The organism is Candidatus Methylomirabilota bacterium (assembly GCA_035764725.1).
In the GTDB taxonomy this organism is placed as follows: domain Bacteria; phylum Methylomirabilota; class Methylomirabilia; order Rokubacteriales; family CSP1-6; genus DASRWT01.
This window is the reverse complement of the sequence record DASTYT010000047.1, coordinates 107,720-127,699: the sequence shown is the minus strand read 5'-3', so window position 1 is coordinate 127,699 and position 19,980 is coordinate 107,720. Positions and strand designations below refer to the sequence as shown.

Below are 19,980 nucleotides of genomic sequence, written 5' to 3'. Positions count from 1 at the left end.
CCACGATGATCAACGCCTCGCTCGAAGATCTGTTCCTCCGCAACCGGAAGCTCGAAGCCCTCAATGCCGAATACCGCGCCATCGTCGAGGTGGCCGCGGCCGTCGGCTCCACTCTCGACGTCCAGAGCGTGCTCGACGTCATCGTCGACCGCTGCCGCGCGCTGCTGGGCGCGGGCGCCGCCGGGGTCTTCCGCTTCGACGCGGAGGCGGGCGTGCTAATCTACGAGCGCGGGATCGGGCTCTCGCCGGCCTTCGTGGCGCATCTCACGGTGCGGTCGGGCGAGGGCACGACGGGCCGGAGCTATCTCGATCAGGAGCCCGCATGGACCGCGGACATCCTCGCCGATGGGTCCCTGCACCTCGACGACCGGCAGCGGGCCCTCATCGCCCGCGAAGGGTATCGCGGGGTGCTTTCGGTGCCAATCCTCATCAAGGGCCAGCCCTACGGCGCTCTCGCCGTGTACTGGTGGGACGCGCGGGTCCCCGATCCCTCCCAGATGAGCCTCCTCGTCGCTCTCGCCGGCCAGGCGGCGGTGGCGCTGGAGAACGCGCGCCTCTATCAGGCCGCCACCGACCGCGGCCGGCGGCTCGCCACGCTGGCGCGCCTGCACGAGACGCTGACCGCCTCGCTGAGCCTCGAGGACGTCCTTGACCGAGTCGTGCAGTCGGTGGTGGACCTCTTCGGCTCCAGCGTCTCGCGGCTTTGGCTGGTCGACGAGGGCGGTCGCACGCTGTCGCTGCGCGCCAGCGCGGGCGCCATGACCACCGTGAGCGGCAACACCCAGATGCCCGTGGGCGAGGGCCTCATGGGCCGCATCGTGACCACGCGGGTGCCGCTGCTCGTCGCCGACCTGCGCGAGGACGCCCGGGCGGTCAACGGGGAGCGGATCCGCGCCGAGGGGATCATCTCGTTCGCCGGCATCCCGCTCCTGCTGGGGGATCGCGTGCTGGGCGCGCTGTCCGTGTCGGTGCGAGAGCGGCACCCCTTCGACGAGGAGGATCTCGGGCTCCTCCACTCGCTGGGCAGCCAGGCCGCCACCGCCATCCAGAACGCCTTGCTCTATGCGGAGACGCGGCGGAGCCTCGAGGAGACCCGCGCGCTCCTCGACGTCACCGAGATCCTCAACTCGACGCTGGAGCCCCAGCGCCTGCTCAAGCGCGTGGCCATCAAGATCGCGCAGGTCTGCGCGGTGGACCGCTGCACCATCGAGCGCTGGGAAGCCGACCGCGTGTTGCCCCTCATGTCGCAGTTCGCCGACGGGCGGCGGGATCCGCGCATGTGGGCCGCCTTCACCACGCTGCCCCCGCAGCCGCCCCGCGAGGTGCCCGCGCACTCGCGCGCCATCGAGACCCGGCGGCCCGTCGTCATCGAGGACGCGGTGGCGTCGGATCTGGTGCCCGTGGAGTGGCCGCGTACGTTCGGTCTCCGCAGCACGATGGTGGTGCCGCTCATCCGCCAGGACGAGATCATCGGGTTGATGAGCCTGGACTACTGCGAGCGGCCCGGCACCTATGCGCCGTGGCAGGTGAAGCTCGCCGTGGCCATCGCCGGCCAGCTCGTGCTCTCGCTCGAGAACGCGCGCCTCTACGGCGAGGCCCAGGAGCGGCTGCGCGAGACGAGCACGCTCCTCGCGGTCGGCGAGGTGCTCTCGCAGCCCGGCGAGCCCGCGGAGGTCATGCGGCGGGTGGCGCGCGAGGTGAGCCGCGCGTTCGGCACCGACATGGTGGGCGTGTACGGGCTCAACCCGGCGCGCGATGCGCTGCTTCCCGTGGCCGGCTATCACGTGCCCAAGCACCTGGTGCGCCACTTCCTCGAGCATCCCTTCCACCTCGAGCGCACTCCCACGCTCACCGCCTGCTGGCGCGCGGGCCGCGCGATCTGGGCGGCCGACGTGACCAATGACCCGCGGTTCGACCGGGAATCCTTCGCCGCGATGGCGCCGCACTCGGTGCTGTTCGCCCCCATCCTGGTGCGGGGAGAGGCGCGGGGCGCGCTCTTCCTCGTGTGGTGGGGCGCGGGGCGGCACCCGCAGCCCGCCGAGATCAGTCTCATTGAGGGACTCGGCGCCCAGGTCGGCCTCGCGATGGAGAACGTGGAGCTGGTGGAGCAGACCGCGCGCAAGCTCCAGGAGACGGAGACGCTCCTCGCGGTGAGCCGTACGCTCTCGTCCACCCTCGACCTCGACGAGATGCCGCGCCAGTTCCTCCGCCACATCTCGCGCTCGCTCGGCGCCACCGGCGCGGGCATCTGGCTGCTGGATGATTCCGGCGACTGGCTCGAGCCGTTCATGGGCTATCACATCCCCAAGGACCGCCTGGAGGCGTTCCGGGGCCTCCGGGTGCGTGTGGCCTCGCATCCCTTCTACGCGGAGGCGGCGCGCACCCTGCGCTCGGTGGCGTCCGGGGATGTGTCCGAGGACCCTCGACTGACGGGCGCGGCCACCCACCTGGTCTCGCACCACAGCCAGCTCTTCGTGCCCATCGTGGCCAAGGACCGGATGATCGGGGGCTTCACGGTGTTCTGGCGGCAGCGCGGCCGCGCGTTCCCCGAAAGCGAGCTGCGCCTCATGGAGGGCGTGGCCAGCCAGGCCGGGGTGGCGCTCGAGAACGCGCGGCTCTTCCGCGACAACGACCGGCGCGTCGCCGAGCTGTCTGTGCTGAACGATCTCTCCCGCGCGGTGACGGGGAGCCTGGACCGCGCCGCGGTGGTGGCCACGCTGCACCAGCACATCGCCCGGATCTTCGAAGTCGAGCACCTCGTGATCCTGGTGCACGATGAGGCGGCCGACGAGTTCGAGCTCCTGCTGCGCATCGCGGGCGGGCGCGTGGACGGCGGCGTGCCCCGCCGCTACCCGCGTCGCGGGGTGGGCCTCATGTCGGTGGTGCTGGACTCGGGCCGACCCGTCCGCACGCGCGAGTACCTGGCGGAGTGCGGGCGCCACGGCGTCGCGCCGATCCAGGGGCCGGAGCCGCTCCCGCACTGGCTCGGAGTGCCCATGAAGGCGGGCGAGCGGCCGGTCGGCGTGTTGGGCCTGCGCCGCCGCGACCGAGAGTTCACCGCGGGCGACGAGCATCTCCTCGGCAACATCGCGGACCTGGCCGCGCTCGCGCTACGCAGCGCCGCCCTCTACGGGGAGCGCTCGCGCGCCTACGGCGAGCTGGCCGCCGCGCAGGATCAGCTCGTGCGCACGGAGAAGCTCCGGGCTCTCGGCGAGATGGCCTCCGGCGTCGCCCACGACTTCAACAACGTGCTCGCCGCCATCGTGGGGCGCGCCCAGCTCTTGCTCAACGAGGTGCGCGATCCCAAGCACCGCCGCTGGATCGAGGTGATCGAGCGCTCCGGCATGGACGGGGCCCACACCGTGCGCCGTCTCCAGGAGTTCACGCGGATCCGCCGCGACCAGCCAGTGGTGGCGGTAAGCCTCAACCGCGTCGTCCAGGAGTCCCTGGAGAGCACCGAGTCCCGCTGGCGCGACGAGGCGCGCACGCCGGGGGTGACCATCCAGATCGTGACCGCGCTGGCGCCGAGCCTGCCGCCCGTCGCCGGCGATCCCGCCGAGCTGCGCGAAGCGCTGATCAACCTCATCTTGAACGCGCTCGACGCGATGCCGGAGGGCGGCACGCTGTCCTTCGCCACCCAGGCCAATGTCCAGCACGTGGAGCTCTCGGTGGCCGACACCGGCACCGGCATGCCCGAGCACGTGCGCGAGCGCATCTTCGATCCGTTCTTCACCACCAAGGGCCCCCAGGGCACCGGCCTCGGGCTGTCGATGACCTACGGCATCCTCTCGCGGCACGGCGCCAGGATCACGGTGGAGAGCGAGGAGGGCAAGGGGACGCGCTTCCGCCTCACATTCCCGCACACCACCCTCACCGAAGCCTCCGACGCGCGGGCGATCGCGCCGTCCGCCGCCGCGTCCCTCCGGTGCCTCGTGGTCGACGACGAGCGGGCCGTGGGCGAGGTGCTGGGAGACATCATCGCCTCGGCCGGGCACACCGCGGTGGTGCTGGATGGCGGGACCGCGGCGATCGAGCGCTTCCGGACCGAGCCCTTCGACGCCGTCTTCACCGACCTGGCCATGCCGGGCATGTCGGGCTGGGAGGTGGCCCGGGCCATCAGCGAGCTTCGCCCTGGTCTCCCCATCTTCGTGGTCACCGGCTTCGGGGTGGAGGTGTCGCCGCAGGAGCTGGCCGGACACGGCGTCCAGGCGGTGCTGACCAAGCCGCTCGGCCTCCAGGAGACGCTGGCCCTGCTGGCCACGCTCCGCCCCAGGGAGTAGAATCGGGCGCCTGAGCGCCCCATGACCAGCCCGATCATCACCGAAGCGGTTCGCGCCCTCGTCGATCGCCGCGACCTCAGCCGCATCGAGGCGGCGGCGGCGATGGAGGCCATCATGTCGGGGGCCGCCACCAATGCCCAGATCGCCGCGTTCCTCACCGCCCTCCGCATGAAGGGGGAGATCGTCGAGGAGCTCATCGGCTTCGCTCAGGTCATGCGGCAGAAGGTGGTCAAGGTACGGACGCACGACGGCGACGTCGTCGGCGCCACCGGAACCGATCGAGAAATGTTGATCGACACATGTGGGACCGGCGGCGACGCCTCCGGCACCTTCAACGTCTCGACCGCCACCGCGTTCGTCGCCGCGGGCGCCGGGGTGAAGGTGGCCAAGCACGGCAACCGCTCGGTGTCATCCCTCTGCGGGTCTGCCGACGTGGTGGAAACCCTCGGGGTCAATCTCGAGCTGGGTCCGGCCCAGGTCGCCCGGTGCCTCGACGAGGTCGGCATCGGCTTCCTCTACGCCCCGCTCCTGCACACGGCCATGAAGCACGTGATGGCGGCGCGACGCGAGATGGGCGTGCGGACCGTGTTCAACATGCTGGGGCCCCTGACCAATCCCGCCGGCGCCAACGCCCAGCTCATCGGCGTCTACTCGGCCGCGCTCACCGAGCCGCTGGCGCGCGTGCTCGCCGAGCTCGGCACGCGGCGCGCGCTCGTGGTGCACGGCGCCGACGGCCTCGACGAGATCACCACCACCGGCGACACCCAGATCGCCGAGGCGCGCGAGGGTGTGGTGCGGACGTCGCAACTGCGGCCCGAGGACTTCGGGGTGCCCCGCGCGACACTGCGCGAGCTCCAGGGCGGCGACCGGGAGGAGAACGCGCAGATCATCCGCGGGATCCTCGCGGGCGAGACGGGGCCGCGGCGCGACATCGTGCTCGTGAACGCCGCCGCGGCGCTGGTCGTGGGCGGCAAGGCGCAGGACTTCAAGGACGGAGTGGCGATGGCCGCCGCCTCCGTGGATTCCGGCGCCGCCGCGCGCAAGCTCGGCGAGCTCGCGGCGCTGTCGCATCGTCTGGCTCCCGCGCGGGACGCCTGAGCGGGGCCCGGCGGCGGGCCCCCGGGCCGCCCGGCCCTTCTATTGACCCACCCCCCGTCGCGACAGTAATATGGGGTCTGGTCGCCGCAACTGCCCGTCCTTTCGCTTCGAATTCCGATCGAGCGCACGGCAAGGGCGTCACGGGGCCAACGCAGTTCTAGAACACCGAGAGGCGAGGAGGTCAGTCGCGTGAGGAGCCGGGTACCCCGGTACCACCAGATCGCGCAGAGTCTCCGCGAGCGCATGGCCGGCGGCGCGCTGGCGCCCGGCGCGCGGCTCGACAATCAGCGCCGGCTTGCCCAGGAGTACGGCGTGACGCTGATGACGCTGCGCCAGGCCCTCGAGGTGCTGGAGCGCGATGGCCTCATCGCGCGGCGCCACGGGCTGGGGACCTTCGTGGCGAGCCGCTCCGTGGACTACGACATCCTGTCCCTCCGCACCTTTGCGGGGGATCTCTCGGCGCGGGGCGAGGACGTGACCACGCGCTTCCTCCGCGCTCAGTTCGAGCCGGCCGATCGTGAAGTCGCGCGCGCCCTGGGCGTGCGGCCCCGCCAGCGCGTGTTCGCGCTCGAGCGGCTGCGCCTCGTGGCGGGGCGGCCCACGAGCTTCCAGGCCTCCTACCTCGCGGCCGCCCTCGGCGAGGACGTTGAAAAGGCCGATCTGCGCGTCACCCCGCTCCGGCAGGTGTTGTCCTTCAAGCTCGGCATCGAGATCACCGCCGCGCGGGAGACCGTCTCCGCGGTGCCGCTCGCCGCGCGGGCCGCGCGCGAGCTCGGCTGCCGCGTCGGCGCGCCGGCTTTTCAGTCGGACCGGACGTCGTTCGCGGCGGACGGCACCCCCATCGTCTATGACCGCGTGTTCATCCCGGGCGATCGGTTCCGGATCACCCGCGACCTGCACTACGACCAGATCAACGGCAGCGAGGGCCCAGAGGAGATCGAGTCTTGAAGATTCTCGTGATGGTGAAGCAGGTGCCGGACACGGCCACCCAGGTGAAGATCAGCGCCGATCCCAAGGCCATCGAGACTACCGGGATCACGTGGATCGTCTCCCCCTACGACGAGTTCGCGGTGGAGGAGGCGCTCCGGATCAAGGAGAAGCGCGGCCAGGGCGAGGTCGTGGCGGTGTCGCTCGGCCCGGACCGCGTCAAGGAAGCGCTGCGCTCGTGCCTGGCCATGGGCGCGGACCGCGCCATTCATCTACTCGACGGAGCCTGGAACGGCGCCGACACGCTGACCACGGCCCGCGCGCTCGCCGCGCTGCTCAAGCAGGAAGCGCCGGGCCTGGCCATCTTCGGCCGCCAGGCCATCGACGACGACATGGGCGCGGTGGCCGCCCAGACCGCGGAGCTGCTCGGCTGGCCCTGCGCGTCCTGGATCATGGAGGAAGCGGTGGACGCGGGCGGCAGCAGCGTGCGCGTGGCGCGCCAGGTGGAAGGCGGCCTCGAGGTCTTCGATCTGCCGCTGCCCGCGGTGGTGTCGGCCCAGAAGGGGCTCAACGAGCCCCGGTACCCGACGCTGAAGGGGATCATGGGCGCCAAGAAGAAGGAGATCAAGGACGTGAAGGCGGCCGATCTCGGCATCGCCGTCGAGCCGCCCGCCCTCACCGTGGTGACCCTCGAGCCGCTGCCCGCGCGGCCGCCCGGCCGGATCATCCAGGGCGAGGCCGCCGACGCCGCCAAAGAACTGGTTCGTGCCCTTCGCGAAGACGCGAAGGCCATCTAAGGAGCTCCGCGACATGGCAGGCGCGTTCTGGAGCGTGGTCGAGGACGATCGGCAGGGCAACCCGAAGAAGGTCATGGCCGAGGTGCTGGGCGAGGCGGGGCGGCTCGCCGCCAAGGCCGGCGGCCAAGCCGAGGCGGTATGGCTCACCGACAAGGCGAACGACGCGGGACTCAAGCAGCTCGGGGAGTGGGGCGCCAAGCGTGTGCTCCTGCTCGAGGGGGCGGCCTTCGCCCCGTATCGCGGCGAGGTGTGGGCGGCGGCGCTGGCCGATCTCGCGGGCAAGGAGTCGCCGAAGGCCCTCTTTGCCCCCGTGAGCACGCGCATGCGCGAGCTGATGGCGCGGCTGGCCGCGCGGCTGGGGGCCGGCCTCTCCGCCGACTCCACCGCGCTCGCGGTGGACGGGGATCGCCTCGTGGCGACGCGGCCCGTCTACTCGGGCAAGCTCCTCGCCAAGATGACGTGGGCGAAGACGCCGTGGCTCGCCACGCTGCGGCCCAACGTGTTCCGCCCGGGAGACGCGCAGCCCGGCGCCGCGCCGCAGGTCGACAAGCCCAGCGTGACGGCCGCGGAGGCCGCGCTCAAGTTCGTGGAGCGGCGCGAGGAGTCGGCCACCGGCCTGCCCGAGCTCACCGAGGCCGAGATCGTGGTCTCGGGCGGGCGCGGCCTCAAGGGGCCGGAGAACTTCGTGATCCTCGAGAACCTCGCCAAGGTGATCGGCGCCGCGGTGGGCGCCTCGCGCGCGGCGGTGGATGCCGGGTGGCGGCCGCATCGCTTCCAGATCGGGCAGACCGGCCGGACCATCTCGCCGAAGCTCTACCTCGGGTTCGGGATCTCCGGCGCCATCCAGCACCTGGCCGGCATGCGCACGTCCAAGGTGATCTGCGCCATCAACAAGGATCCCGAGGCGCCGATCTTCAAGATCGCGGACTATGGCATCGTGGGCGACCTCTTCGAGGTCGCCCCGCTCCTGACCGAAGAGTTCAAGAAGCTCCTGGAGAAATAACTCGAGACTAAGAGGATATGCATCTAGAGCTCACGGACGAACAGCAAGCCATCCGGTCCGTCGCGCGCGACTTCGCGGAGAAGGAGGTGCGCCCGATCGCGGAGGCCATCGACCGCGAGGCGCGCTTCCCGAAGGAGACCGTGCGCCGCATGGGCGAGCTCGGACTCATGGGCATCTTCATCCCCGAGGAGTGCGGCGGCAGCGGCGGGGACGCCGTGGCCTACTCGCTGGCCGTGGAGGAGCTGGCCCGGGTCTGCGCTTCGCACGCCGTGATCATGTCGGTGAACAACTCGCTCTACTGCGAGCCGGTGCTGAAGTTCGGCACGCCGGAGCAGAGGCAGCACTTCCTGGCGCCCTACGCGGCCGGGCAGAAGCTCGGTTGCTTCTCCTTGACCGAGCCGGAGGCCGGCTCCGACGCCACCAATCAGCACGTGGTCGCCCGCCGCGAAGGCGATCAGTACGTCATCGACGGGCGGAAGATCTTCGTGACCAACGGCCGGGAGGCCGACGCCGCCCTCGTCTTCGCCCAGACCGACCGGAGCAAGAAGAGCCACGGCATCAGCGCCTTCCTCGTCGAGAAGGGCACACCCGGGTTCACCGTGGTGAAGACCGAGGCGAAGCTGGGCATCCGCGCCTCCGATACGGCGGAGTTGCTCTTCGAGGGCTGCCGCGTGCCGGCCGCCCAGCGCCTCGGCGCGGAGGGCGAGGGCTTCAAGGTCGCCATGACCGCCATCGACGGGGGCCGCATCGGCATTGCCGCGCAGGCCCTCGGCATCGCGGTGGGCGCGTACGAGTTGTCGGTGGCCTACGCGCGCGAGCGCAAGAGCTTCGGCGTGCCCATCGGGCAGCACCAGATGGTCCAGTGGATGCTCGCGGACATGGCGACGTCCATCGAGGCCGGGCGCCTGCTGATTCAGCGCGCCGCCGCCCTCAAGGACGCCCGGCAGCCCTTCGCGACCCAGGCCGCGATGGCCAAGCTCTTCTGCGCGGAGTCGGCCATGAAGATCGCCACCGACGCGGTGCAGGTGCACGGCGGCTACGGGTTCATCAAGGAGTATCAGGTCGAGCGCTATTTCCGGGACGCCAAGATCACCCAGATCTACGAGGGGACGTCGCAGATCCAGAAGCTCGTGATCGCGCGGCACCTGCTCAGCGAGTGACGGGAGAGGCCATGGCCACGGACAAGGATCGCTGGAGCCAGAGAACCTACGGGCCGTATGTCGCGAAGGCGCCCGAGCGGCTGCCGCGCCACGAGACGCTGTCGGGCATCCCGGTGGAGCCGGTCTACACCCCCGAGGATCTCGCGGGCTGGCGTTACGACGAGCGCCTCGGCTATCCGGGCGAGTTCCCGTTCACCCGCGGGCCCTACCCCTCCATGTACCGGGGACGCCTCTGGACGATGCGGATGTTCGCCGGCTTCGGCCGCCCCGAGGACACCAACGCCCGCTTCAAGTATCTCCTCGAGCAGGGGCAGACCGGGCTCAGTACCGCGTTCGACATGCCGGCGCTGATGGGGTACGACGCCGATCATCCGCGCGCGCGGGGCGAGGTGGGCAAGGAAGGCGTGTCGATCTCGACGCTTGCCGACTTCGAGATCCTGTTCCGCGACATCCCGCTCGATCGGGTCACCACGTCGATGACGATCAACTGCACGGCCTCGGTGGCGCTGGCCATGTACCTCGCTCTCGCCGAGAAGCAGGGCGTGTCGTGGGACCGGATCGGCGGGACCATGCAGAACGACATGCTGAAGGAGTTCATCGCCCAGAAGGAGTGGATCTCGCCGCCGGACTCCGCGGTGCGCATCGTGGTGGACACCATCGAGTTCTGCGCCCGCCACGTGCCGCGCTTCAACCCTGTGTCGATCTCCGGCTACCACATTCGCGAGGCGGGCTCCACCGCAGTGCAGGAGCTGGCCTTCACCCTCGCCGACGGCTTCGCGTACGTGGACGCGGCGATCCGGCGCGGGCTCGAGGTGGACGACTTCGCCCCCCGGCTGTCCTTCTTCTTCGACATCCACAACGACTTCTTCGAGGAGATCGCCAAGCTCCGCGCGGCCCGGCGCATCTGGGCCACCGTCATGCGGAACCGCTTCGGGGCGACGAAGGCGGAGTCCATGCGCCTCCGCACCCACACCCAGACCGCCGGGGTGTCGGCGACCGCGCAGCAGCCCCTCAACAACGTGGCGCGAGTGGCCATCCAGGCCCTCGCCGCCGTGCTGGGCGGCGCCCAGTCGCTCCACACCAACTCCTTCGACGAGGTGCTGGCCCTCCCCACCGAGGACGCGGTGACGGTGGCGCTGCGGACCCAGCAGATCATCGCCGAGGAGTCGGGGGTGCCGCTGACCGTCGACCCGCTGGGTGGCTCCTACTACCTCGAGAAGCTCACCGACGAGATGGAGACACGCGCGATGAAGTACATCCGTCACATCGACGAGCTCGGCGGCATGGTGGCCGCCATCGATCACGGGTACCCGCAGCGCGAGATCGCCGACGCCGCCTATCGCTATCAGCTCATGGATGATCGCGGCGAGAAGACCGTGGTCGGCGTGAACAAGTACGTGATGGCCGAGGAGCGGCCGCTCCCCATCCTCAAGATCGACGACGCCATCGAGCGCGAGCAGGTCGAGCGGGTCGGCCGGCTGAAGGCGGCGCGTGACGCCGCCAAGGTCGAGCGCCGGCTCAAGCAGCTCGCGGAGGCGTGCCGCAACGGCGGGAACGTGATGCCGGTCCTGGTGGACGCGGTGAAGGACTACGTCTCGCTCGGCGAGATCTCGGACGTGTACCGGCAGGTGTTCGGGCTCTATCGTGAGCCCATCATCTTCTAGGAGAGACATCATGACGATGGACCCCATTCGCATCAGCAAGGCGACGACGCTCAAGAAGAAGCCCAAGGACGGTGAGCTCGGTTTTGGCCAGATCTTCACCGACCACATGTTCCTGGCCGACTTCCAGGAGGAGAAGGGCTGGTACGATCCGCGGATCGAGCCCTACGGCCCGCTGCCCCTCGACCCCGCGGCGGCGGTGCTGCACTACGCCCAGGCGGTGTTCGACGGCCTCAAGGCGTTTCGGGGCGTCGACGGGACCGTGCGCCTGTTCCGGCCCCAGAAGCACATCGAGCGCATGAACAACTCCGCCAAGCGGATGAGCATCCCGCTCCTCGACCCGGACCTGGCGCTGCGCTCGATCGTCGAGCTGGTGCGGATGGACCGCGACTGGGTCCCCAGCACCATCGGCACCTCGATCTACGTGCGCCCGGTGATCCTGGCCAGCGAGGCCTTCCTCGGGGTGCGGCCGGCCAAGTCGTATATCTACTACGTCATCCTCTCGCCGGTGGGCGCCTACTATCCGGAGGGCATGGCGCCGGTGAAGATCCGCGTGGAAGAGAAATACGTGCGCGCGGTGGACGGCGGCCTCGGCGGCGCCAAGACCGGAGCGAACTACGCGGCCAGCCTCATGGCGGGCGAGGAGGCCAAGCACGAGGGCTTCACCCAGGTGCTGTGGCTGGACGGCGTGCACCGGAAGTACATCGACGAGGTCGGCACCATGAACATCATGGTGAAGATCGGCGGCGAGGTGATCACGCCGGCGCTGGGCGGCACCATCCTGCCCGGCGTCACTCGCGACTCGGTGCTCACCCTGCTGCGCGACTGGGGCATCAAGGCCACCGAACGCCAGATCTCCATCGACGAGGTGATCGAGGCGTACAAAGCCGGGCGCCTCGAAGAGGTGTACGGGACCGGCACCGCCGCGGTGATCTCGCCGGTGGGGGAGCTCGCCTACCGGGGCGAGAAGATGACGATCAACGGCGGGCGCATCGGGCCCTTGACCCAGCGGCTATACGACGCCATCGTGGGCATCCAATACGGCAAGAATCCCGATCCGCACCGGTGGACGGTCGAGGTCTAGGCCGCCGCCAGGGGAGGAGCCATGGACTGCGTCTTCTGCAAGATCCGGGACGGGCAGATTCCGTCGTTCAAGATCCACGAGGACGAGCGCACGCTCACGTTCATGGACATCAACCCCCTGAACTCCGGCCACTGCCTGGTCGCCATCAAGGCGCACGCCGCCACCATTCACGAGGCCGACGTGGAGGACCTCAAGGCGGTGATGGCGACGGCCAAGAAGGTGGCGGCGGCCATCCAGCACGGGCTCAAGCCCGACGGGCTCAACCTGCTCCAGGCCAATGGCGCCGCCGCCTTCCAGTCGGTGCCGCACTTCCACCTCCACCTCATCCCGCGCTGGAACCACGACGGCAAGGGCTTCGACTGGAAGCTCGTCCCCGGGAATCGCGACCAGATCATGAAGAACGGCGAGCGCCTGCGCGAGCTGCTCAAATAAGGACCGGCCACCCCATGACCGAGCGAAAAGTGCGCGTCATCGTCGCCAAGCCGGGCCTCGACGGGCACGACCGCGGCGCCAAGATCGTGGCCCGCGCCCTGCGCGACGGCGGCTTCGAGGTCATCTACACGGGTCTCCACCAGACCCCCGAGCAGATCGTCGCCACCGCCATCCAGGAGGACGTGGACGCCATCGGGCTCAGCGTGCTCTCGGGCGCCCATAACTATCTCTTCGCGCGGGTGCTCGAGCTGCTGCGCGAGAAGGGCGCCGAGGACATCGTGGTGTTTGGCGGCGGGATCATCCCCGCGGAGGACATCGCGTCCCTCAAGGCTTTGGGCGTCAAGGAGCTGTTCACCCCGGGCGCCTCGACCCAGGACATCGTGCGCTTCGTGCGCGAGAACATCCGCGCCGCCGTCTAGCGCGTCAGGATGGACTTCGCCCTCACCGACGACCAGCAGGCTGTCCGCACCCTCGCCCGGGACTTCGCCGAGGCGGAGATCGCGCCCGTCATCCGGGAGTTCGACGAGAAGCACGAGTTCCCCCACGCCATCCTCGCCCGGCTCGCCGCCACCGGGCTCCTGGGCGCGCTGGTCCCGGAGGAGTACGGCGGCGCCGCCCTGGACTACGTCTCCTACGCCATCGCGGTGGAGGAGCTCAATCGCGTGGACGGCTCCGTGGGCATCACCATGTGGGCGCACAACTCCCTCTGCACCAACCACATCACGCTGTTCGGCTCGCCGGAGCAGAAGCGGACGTATCTCCCCGGGCTCGCCAGCGGCCGGACGCTGGGCGCGTGGGGGCTCACCGAGCCCGGCTCCGGCTCGGACGCCGCCGCGATGAAGACGCGCGCCGTCCGCGACGGCGGCGACTGGGTGCTCAACGGCACCAAGGCCTTCATCACCAACGCGGGGGTGGCCCAGGTCGCGGTGGTGATGGCGGTGACCGACCCCGCCCGCGGCAAGAAGGGCATCTCCGCCTTCATCCTCGAGAAGGGCATGGCCGGTTTCAGCTCGGGAGCGCCGTACCGGAAGCTCGGCCTGCACGCCTCCAACACCGCCGAGCTGATCCTCGACAACGTCCGCGTGCCCGCCGCCAATCTCCTCGGCGAGGAGGGCATGGGCTTCGTCAATACCATGCAGGTGCTGGAAGGCGGTCGAATCGCCATGGCCGCGATGGCGGTGGGCCTGGCCCAGGGCGCGCTGGACCAGGCGTTGCGCTACATGAAGCAGCGGAGCGCGTTCGGCCAGACCCTGGCGGAATTCAACGGGCTCCAGGGGATGATCGCCGAGATCGGCACCGAGGTGGAGGCGGCTCGGCTGCTTACCCTCCGCGCGGCGTCGCTGAAGGACGCGGGCAAGCCGGCCAAGGTGGCGGCCTCCATGGCCAAGGTCTTCGCGTCCGAGGTGGCCATGAAGGCGGCCACCAAGGCCTTGCAGATCCACGGCGGCGCGGGCTACATCACGGAGTTCCCCATCGAGCGCATCTTCCGCGACGCCAAGCTCACCGAGATCGGCGAAGGCACCTCCGAGATTCAGCGGATGGTCATCGCGCGGTCGATTCTCGATCTCCGCTGAGCGCCGCCTGCCCATGACCGATTCCCCGGTGCGGTACGAGGTGAAGAGCGGCGTGGCGACGATCACGCTGAATCGTCCCGCCGTGCTCAACGCCCTCGATCTGCCGCTCACCGTCGCGCTGGCCGACGCCGCCGAGCGGGCGGCGGCGGACCCGGCGGTGTGGGTGGCGGTGGTCCGGGGCGCCGGGCGCGCGTTTTCGTCCGGCATGGATCGCAAGGCCCTGTCCGCCGGCCAGGTGAGCGAGGCCTTCTTCCGGAACTGGGTGCGCGCGCTGAACTGTCTCGAGGACATGCCCAAGCTCTCGGTCGCCGTGCTGCACGGCTACTCGATCGGGGGCGGCCTTCAGCTCGCGGTGGCGTGCGACGTGCGCCTGGCCGCGCGCGATGCCATCATCGGGCTCGGCGCCACCCAGCACGGCCTCGTCCCCGACGGCTCCATCCTGCGCCTGGCCCGGCTGATCGGCCTGGGCCGCGCCAAGGAGCTGACGCTGCTGAACGATCACATCAGCCCGGAGGCCGCCCTGGCCATGGGACTGGTGAACTGGGTGGTGCCGACGGAGGAGCTGGACGCCGAGCTGACTCGGATCGTCGAGAAGGCCTTCCACGCCTCGCGCACCGCCACCGGCCACGCCAAGCGCCTGCTCCACGCCTCGTTCCACGAAGACCCGCGTGCCTTCATCGAGGACGTGCTGCGCGCCCAGGCCGAGTGCATGGATTCGTGGGAGATCCGCGAGGCCAACCGTGCCTGGGACGAGCGGCGGGAAGCGCGCTTCTATCCGCCCCCCGCGCCCGAGGCGCCCTGATGGCCGCCGACTACATCCTTGAGACGGAGGGGCTGACCAAGGAGTTCCGCGGCTTCGTCGCCGTGAAGGATGTCACCCTCCGCGTGCGCCGCGGGAGCATCCACGCGCTGATCGGCCCGAACGGCGCGGGCAAGACCACCTGCTTCAACCTGCTCACGCACTTCCTCACCCCCACGCGGGGCCGCATCCGCTTCCAGGGCCGCGACATCACGGGCTCGAGCCCCGCAGTCATCGCGCGCCTCGGCCTCGTGCGCTCGTTCCAGATCTCCGCGGTGTTCCCGCACCTCACCGTGCTGGAGAACGTGCGCATCGCGCTGCAGCGGCGCCGCGGAAACTCCTTCGATTTTTGGAGATCGGAGCGGGCGCTGGAGGCGCTGGACGAGCGGGCCCTGACTCTCATCGAGGCGGTGGGGCTGGCCGAGCTGGCCCCCGCCACGGCGGTGGAGCTGCCCTACGGGCGCAAACGCGCCCTCGAGATCGCCACCACTCTCGCGCTCGAGCCCGAGATGATGCTGCTCGACGAGCCCACCGCGGGGATGACCCACGAGGACGTGGAGCGCATCTCCGCCCTCATCAAGCGCGTGGCCGCCGACCGCACCGTCCTCATGGTCGAGCACAATCTCAGCGTGGTGGAGAACCTCTCGGACCACATCACCGTGCTCGCGCGGGGCGAGGTGCTCGCCGAGGGTGACTACCAGACGGTGTCGCGCAACCCCGAGGTGATCCAAGCGTACATGGGATCGGGCGTGTGAGCGCGCTCCTCACCGTCCGCGGCCTCGAGGCCTGGTACGACGAGTCCCACATCCTGCACGGGGTGGACCTCGAGGTCCGCTCGGGGGAGGTGGTGACCCTGCTGGGCCGGAACGGGGCGGGGAAGACCACCACGCTCAAGTCCATCATGGGCATCGTGCGCAAGCGGCGCGGCTCGGTGCGCCTGGGCGACGCGGAGCTGATCGGCCGGCCGTCCAACGCCATCGCGCGGCTGGGCATCGCGTTCTGCCCCGAGGAGCGCGGCATCTTCGCCAGCCTCAACGTGGACGAGAACCTCCGGCTGCCGCCGGTGGTCGCGCCCGGCGGTCTCGACGGCCCCGCGATCTTCGGGCTGTTCCCCAACCTCAAGGAGCGCCTCCGGAGCCAAGGCACCAAGCTCTCGGGTGGCGAGCAGCAGATGCTGGCCATCGCCCGTATCCTGCGCACCGGCGCCCGCCTGCTCCTCCTCGACGAGCCCACCGAGGGCCTCGCTCCGGTGATCGTGCAGCAGATTGGCGCGACCATTCGCCGCCTGAAGGAGGCGGGCTTCACCGTCCTCCTCGTGGAGCAGAACTTCCGCTTCGCCGCCACCGTGGCCGACCGGCACTACGTGATGGAGCACGGCCGGGTGGTGGACCAGATCGCCAATGCCGACTTGGCCGCGAGCATGCCCCGGCTCCACGACTACCTCGGGGTATAATGCGGCGCTCGAATTGCCAGTCATGAAAGGAGTCAGCAATATGACATTCCGGATCGCCCTCATCCTCGCGGCGGTGCTGCTTGCCGCGGGGCCGGCCGCCGCCGAGGTCTCGGACGGCGTCGTCAAGATCGGCGTGCTCAACGACCAGTCCAGCCTCTACGCGGACCTCACCGGGCAGGGCTCGGTACTGGCTGCCCGCATGGCGGTGGAGGACTACGGCGCGGCCGCAAAGGGCCTCAAGGTCGAGATCATCTTCGCCGACCACCAGAACAAGGCCGACGTCGGCTCCGCCATCGCGCGGCAGTGGTACGACGCCGACAAGGTTGACGTGATCGTGGACGTGCCCAACTCCGCGGTGGCCCTCGCCGTCAACCAGGTCACGCGCGACAAGGGCAAGGCCTTCCTCGTCTCGGGCGCGGCCACGTCGGACCTCACCGGCAAGGCGTGCTCGCCCAACACCATTCACTGGACGTACGACACCTGGGCCCTCGCCAACGGCACCGGCAACGCCATCGTGAAGACCGGCGGCGACACCTGGTTCTTCATCACCGCGGACTACGCCTTCGGCCACGCCCTCGAGCGCGACGTCGAGGCGGTGGTGCTGAAGAACGGCGGCAAGGTGCTCGGCAAGGTGCGGCACCCGCTGAACACCGCCGACTTCTCGTCGTTCCTCCTCCAGGCCCAGGCGTCCAAGGCCAAGATCATCGGCCTCGCCAATGCGGGCGGCGACACCACGAACTCCATCAAGCAGGCCTCGGAGTTCGGCATCGTCCGGGGCGGGCAGAACCTCGCCGGCCTGCTCGTCTTCATCACCGACGTGCACGCGCTGGGCCTGCCCACCGCGCAGGGCCTGATCTTCACCGAGACGTTCTACTGGGACACCAACGATAAGACCCGCGCCTTCGCCAAGAAGTTCGCCGAGCGCAACCGGGGCGTTCACCCCACGATGATCCACGCCGGCGTCTACGCGTCGGTGCTGCACTACCTCAAGGCCGTGGAGGCGTTGAAGTCGGACGACGGGACCAAGGTCATCGAGAAGATGAAGGCGACCCCGACCGACGACCCCCTGTTCGGCAAGGGAACCATCCGGGTCGACGGCCGCAAGATCCACCCCGCCTACCTCTTCGAGGTGAAGAAGCCCGCGGAGTCCAAGGGGCCGTGGGACTACTACAAGCTGCGCGCGACCATTCCGGCCGAGCAGGCCTTCCGGCCGCTGGACCAGGGCGACTGTCCGCTCGTGAAGAAGTAAGGGTCGACGAGGCCCTGCGGCGGCGATGATCCCGCTCCTCGGCATCCCGCCGCAGGCCCTCTTCGGCCAGCTCCTGATCGGCCTCATCAACGGCTCGTTCTACGCCCTCCTGAGCCTCGGCCTCGCCGTCATCTTCGGCCTCCTCAACATCATCAACTTCACCCACGGCGCCCAGTACATGATGGGCGCCTTCGCGGCGTGGTTCCTCCTCCAGTACTCCGGCCTCGGCTACTGGTGGGCGCTGCTCATCGCCCCCATCGTGGTGGGAATCATCGGGATGGTGCTCGAGCGCACCATGCTCAAGCGGCTCTACCAGCTCGATCATCTCTACGGGCTGCTGCTGACCTTCGGCCTCGCCCTGATCGTCCAGGGGCTCTTCCGGAACCAGTTCGGCTCATCCGGCCTGCCCTACGCGATGCCGCCCCAGCTCGCCGGCGGCCAGAACCTCGGCTTCATGTTCCTGCCGAACTACCGCGCCTGGGTCATCGGGTTCTCCCTCGCGGTGTGCCTCGGTACCTGGTTCATCATCGAGCGCACACGGCTGGGCTCCTATCTCCGCGCCGCCACCGAGAATCCGACCCTCGTGCAGGCCTTCGGCATCAACGTGCCGCGCATGATCACGCTCACCTACGGCTTCGGGGTCGCGCTCGCCGCCCTCGCCGGCGTGATGGCCGCGCCCATCTACCAGGTCAATCCCCTCATGGGCAGCGACCTGATCGTGGTGGTGTTCGCGGTGGTGGTGATCGGCGGGATGGGCTCGATCATGGGGTCGATCATCACGGGGTTCGGCCTCGGCATCATCGAAGGGCTCACCAAGGTCTTCTACCCGGAGGCGTCGAACACCGTCATCTTCGTGATCATGGCGCTCGTGCTGCTGGTGAAGCCCGCCGGCCTCTTCGGGCGGGCGCAGTAGATGGCGCGCGTCCGCCCGCGTCATCAGGCGGTCGCCTTCGCGCTGATGGTGCTCTTCTTCGTGGTGGCGCCGTTCGTTGTCTATCCGGTGTTCCTCATGAAAGCGCTCTGCTTCGGCCTCTTCGCCTGCGCCTTCAACCTCCTTCTCGGCTACGTGGGCCTGCTCTCGTTCGGCCACGCCGCGTACCTGGGCTCGGCGGGCTATGCCACCGCGCATGTGGCGAAGGTCTGGGGCTGGCCGCCCGAGGCCGCCCTCGCCGCCGGCGTGGTGGTGGCGGCGGTGCTCGGTCTCCTCATCGGGGTTATCGCCATCCGGCGCCAGGGCATCTACTTCGCCATGACCACGCTCGCCCTGGCCCAGATGATCTTCTTCTTCTGCGTCCAGGCGCCGTTCACCCACGGCGAGGATGGGATTCAGGGCGTTCCTCGCGGGCGCCTGTTCGGCCTGCTCGACCTCAACCAGACCTTCACGCTCTACTTCGTGGTCCTGGCCGTCTTCCTCCTCGGCTTCCTCGTGATCTACCGCGCCATTCACTCGCCGTTCGGTCAGGTGCTCAAGGCCATCCGCGAGAACGAGCCCCGGGCCCTGTCGCTCGGCTACAAGGCCGACCATTACAAGCTGATCGCCTTCGTGCTCTCCACCGCGCTGGTGGGCCTGGCCGGGGGCACCAAGGTCCTCGTGTTCCAGCTCGCGTCGCTGACCGACGTGCACTGGACCATGTCCGGCGAGGTGGTGCTGATGACCCTCCTGGGCGGTCTCGGCACGGTGTTCGGGCCGGTGGTCGGCGCCTTCATCGTGATCGCGCTCGAGAACTATCTCGCTCAGCTCGGCGCCTGGGTGACGGTCGTGCAGGGCGCGATCTTCGTCGTGTGCGTTCTGACCTTCAGGCGGGGAGTGGTCGGCGAGCTGGCCCGGCTGATTCGCCGTCCGCTCTGATGCTGCACTGGCTGGACCTCGCCGGGGTCGCCGTGTTCGCGATCAGCGGCGCGATCGCCGCCGGCCGGGCGGGGCTTGACCTGCTCGGCGTGGTCGTGATCGCCTCCTTCACCGCGATCGGCGGCGGCACCGTGCGCGATCTTCTCCTGAACCGCCACCCGATCTTCTGGATCCAGGACCCGACCTACCTGATCGTGATCACGGCGGCCGCGCTGGGGACCGTGCTCTTCGCTCGCGTGTTCCCGCCGTTCGAACGGTCGGTCCTGGTGGCGGACGCACTGGGCCTTGCCCTCTTCGCCATCGTGGGCGCCCAGATTGCGGAGAGCGCAGGGTTATCACCGATTATCGTCGTGCTGATGGGGACCATGACCGGGGTCGCGGGCGGGGTGCTCCGCGACGTGCTCACCGCGCAGGTTCCGCTGATTCTGCGCCGGGGCGAGATCTACGCGACGGCCGCGATCGCGGGTATCGCGCTCTATCTGGTGCTGCAGGCGATGGGGGCCGGTCGGACTGGTGCCGTGGTCGCCGGCGTCGTTGCCGTGGCTGCGCTGCGGCTCCTTGCCATCTTCTTCCGCTGGCAGCTGCCCGCGTTCCAGCTCCCGCGGGGGTGAGTC

Annotated in this window: 18 protein-coding genes; all 18 read left to right on the top strand. The window is 69.7% G+C overall.

What is annotated here, in order from left to right:
* The first annotated feature begins 5 nt into the window (after positions 1-5).
* The 18 genes from VFX14_07560 (at position 6) to VFX14_07475 (ending at position 19,977) form a co-directional block, all read left to right on the top strand.
* Complete coding sequence (locus VFX14_07560) at positions 6-4,280, top strand: GAF domain-containing protein (GenBank protein ID HEU5189528.1); 4,275 nt, start codon at positions 6-8, stop codon at positions 4,278-4,280.
* A 21-nt stretch (positions 4,281-4,301) separates the two neighbouring features.
* On the top strand, positions 4,302-5,378 hold the full coding sequence (gene trpD, locus VFX14_07555; protein ID HEU5189527.1) for an anthranilate phosphoribosyltransferase: 1,077 nt from the start codon (positions 4,302-4,304) through the stop codon (positions 5,376-5,378).
* Positions 5,379-5,567: 189 nt separating this feature from the next.
* Complete coding sequence (locus tag VFX14_07550) at positions 5,568-6,326, top strand: GntR family transcriptional regulator (protein HEU5189526.1); 759 nt, start codon at positions 5,568-5,570, stop codon at positions 6,324-6,326.
* Positions 6,323-7,102 carry an electron transfer flavoprotein subunit beta/FixA family protein gene (locus VFX14_07545; protein HEU5189525.1) on the top strand — a complete coding sequence of 260 codons (780 nt, stop codon included), beginning with the start codon at positions 6,323-6,325 and terminating at the stop codon, positions 7,100-7,102. The genes VFX14_07550 and VFX14_07545 overlap by 4 nt, the downstream gene beginning before the upstream one ends.
* A 13-nt stretch (positions 7,103-7,115) precedes the next feature.
* Positions 7,116-8,105 (top strand): electron transfer flavoprotein subunit alpha/FixB family protein, encoded by a 990-nt coding sequence (locus VFX14_07540; protein ID HEU5189524.1) that lies wholly within the window; start codon positions 7,116-7,118, stop codon positions 8,103-8,105.
* A gap of 17 nt (positions 8,106-8,122) precedes the next feature.
* The gene (locus VFX14_07535; GenBank protein ID HEU5189523.1) at positions 8,123-9,265 is read left to right on the top strand and encodes an acyl-CoA dehydrogenase; all 1,143 of its coding nucleotides are present in this window, start codon (positions 8,123-8,125) and stop codon (positions 9,263-9,265) included.
* Between the two features lie 11 nt (positions 9,266-9,276).
* Positions 9,277-10,929 carry a methylmalonyl-CoA mutase family protein gene (locus VFX14_07530; GenBank protein ID HEU5189522.1) on the top strand — a complete coding sequence of 551 codons (1,653 nt, stop codon included), beginning with the start codon at positions 9,277-9,279 and terminating at the stop codon, positions 10,927-10,929.
* A gap of 10 nt (positions 10,930-10,939) precedes the next feature.
* Positions 10,940-12,010, top strand: coding sequence for a branched-chain amino acid aminotransferase (locus VFX14_07525; GenBank protein HEU5189521.1), 1,071 nt, complete (start codon positions 10,940-10,942; stop codon positions 12,008-12,010).
* A 21-nt stretch (positions 12,011-12,031) separates the two neighbouring features.
* Positions 12,032-12,442 carry an HIT family protein gene (locus VFX14_07520; protein HEU5189520.1) on the top strand — a complete coding sequence of 137 codons (411 nt, stop codon included), beginning with the start codon at positions 12,032-12,034 and terminating at the stop codon, positions 12,440-12,442.
* 14 nt (positions 12,443-12,456) lie between these two features.
* Positions 12,457-12,861 (top strand): cobalamin B12-binding domain-containing protein, encoded by a 405-nt coding sequence (locus tag VFX14_07515; GenBank protein ID HEU5189519.1) that lies wholly within the window; start codon positions 12,457-12,459, stop codon positions 12,859-12,861.
* Between the two features lie 9 nt (positions 12,862-12,870).
* Positions 12,871-14,016 carry an acyl-CoA dehydrogenase family protein gene (locus tag VFX14_07510; protein ID HEU5189518.1) on the top strand — a complete coding sequence of 382 codons (1,146 nt, stop codon included), beginning with the start codon at positions 12,871-12,873 and terminating at the stop codon, positions 14,014-14,016.
* Positions 14,017-14,029: 13 nt separating this feature from the next.
* The gene (locus VFX14_07505; GenBank protein HEU5189517.1) at positions 14,030-14,818 is read left to right on the top strand and encodes an enoyl-CoA hydratase/isomerase family protein; all 789 of its coding nucleotides are present in this window, start codon (positions 14,030-14,032) and stop codon (positions 14,816-14,818) included.
* Complete coding sequence (locus VFX14_07500; protein ID HEU5189516.1) at positions 14,818-15,570, top strand: ABC transporter ATP-binding protein; 753 nt, start codon at positions 14,818-14,820, stop codon at positions 15,568-15,570. Before VFX14_07505 ends, VFX14_07500 begins: the two co-directional genes overlap by 1 nt.
* Positions 15,558-16,268 (top strand): ABC transporter ATP-binding protein, encoded by a 711-nt coding sequence (locus VFX14_07495; GenBank protein HEU5189515.1) that lies wholly within the window; start codon positions 15,558-15,560, stop codon positions 16,266-16,268. Before VFX14_07500 ends, VFX14_07495 begins: the two co-directional genes overlap by 13 nt.
* Before the next feature lie 40 nt (positions 16,269-16,308).
* Complete coding sequence (locus tag VFX14_07490; GenBank protein ID HEU5189514.1) at positions 16,309-17,517, top strand: ABC transporter substrate-binding protein; 1,209 nt, start codon at positions 16,309-16,311, stop codon at positions 17,515-17,517.
* Between the two features lie 25 nt (positions 17,518-17,542).
* Positions 17,543-18,430, top strand: a complete 888-nt coding sequence (locus VFX14_07485; protein ID HEU5189513.1) for a branched-chain amino acid ABC transporter permease — start codon at positions 17,543-17,545, stop codon at positions 18,428-18,430.
* Positions 18,431-19,366, top strand: a complete 936-nt coding sequence (locus VFX14_07480; GenBank protein ID HEU5189512.1) for a branched-chain amino acid ABC transporter permease — start codon at positions 18,431-18,433, stop codon at positions 19,364-19,366. It abuts the gene before it with no gap.
* Positions 19,363-19,977, top strand: a complete 615-nt coding sequence (locus VFX14_07475; GenBank protein HEU5189511.1) for a trimeric intracellular cation channel family protein — start codon at positions 19,363-19,365, stop codon at positions 19,975-19,977. The genes VFX14_07480 and VFX14_07475 overlap by 4 nt, the downstream gene beginning before the upstream one ends.
* Positions 19,978-19,980 lie beyond the last annotated feature (3 nt).

What these genes read in the sequence shown, in the direction of transcription:
- VFX14_07560 (HEU5189528.1), top strand. Translation starts at nt 6, where the DNA reads ATGATCAACGCCTCGCTCGAAGATCTGTTCCTCCGCAACCGGAAGCTC.
- trpD (HEU5189527.1), top strand. Translation starts at nt 4,302, where the DNA reads ATGACCAGCCCGATCATCACCGAAGCGGTTCGCGCCCTCGTCGATCGC.
- VFX14_07540 (HEU5189524.1), top strand. Translation starts at nt 7,116, where the DNA reads ATGGCAGGCGCGTTCTGGAGCGTGGTCGAGGACGATCGGCAGGGCAAC.
- VFX14_07535 (HEU5189523.1), top strand. Translation starts at nt 8,123, where the DNA reads ATGCATCTAGAGCTCACGGACGAACAGCAAGCCATCCGGTCCGTCGCG.
- VFX14_07530 (HEU5189522.1), top strand. Translation starts at nt 9,277, where the DNA reads ATGGCCACGGACAAGGATCGCTGGAGCCAGAGAACCTACGGGCCGTAT.
- VFX14_07525 (HEU5189521.1), top strand. Translation starts at nt 10,940, where the DNA reads ATGACGATGGACCCCATTCGCATCAGCAAGGCGACGACGCTCAAGAAG.
- VFX14_07520 (HEU5189520.1), top strand. Translation starts at nt 12,032, where the DNA reads ATGGACTGCGTCTTCTGCAAGATCCGGGACGGGCAGATTCCGTCGTTC.
- VFX14_07515 (HEU5189519.1), top strand. Translation starts at nt 12,457, where the DNA reads ATGACCGAGCGAAAAGTGCGCGTCATCGTCGCCAAGCCGGGCCTCGAC.
- VFX14_07510 (HEU5189518.1), top strand. Translation starts at nt 12,871, where the DNA reads ATGGACTTCGCCCTCACCGACGACCAGCAGGCTGTCCGCACCCTCGCC.
- VFX14_07505 (HEU5189517.1), top strand. Translation starts at nt 14,030, where the DNA reads ATGACCGATTCCCCGGTGCGGTACGAGGTGAAGAGCGGCGTGGCGACG.
- VFX14_07500 (HEU5189516.1), top strand. Translation starts at nt 14,818, where the DNA reads ATGGCCGCCGACTACATCCTTGAGACGGAGGGGCTGACCAAGGAGTTC.
- VFX14_07490 (HEU5189514.1), top strand. Translation starts at nt 16,309, where the DNA reads ATGACATTCCGGATCGCCCTCATCCTCGCGGCGGTGCTGCTTGCCGCG.
- VFX14_07485 (HEU5189513.1), top strand. Translation starts at nt 17,543, where the DNA reads ATGATCCCGCTCCTCGGCATCCCGCCGCAGGCCCTCTTCGGCCAGCTC.
- VFX14_07480 (HEU5189512.1), top strand. Translation starts at nt 18,431, where the DNA reads ATGGCGCGCGTCCGCCCGCGTCATCAGGCGGTCGCCTTCGCGCTGATG.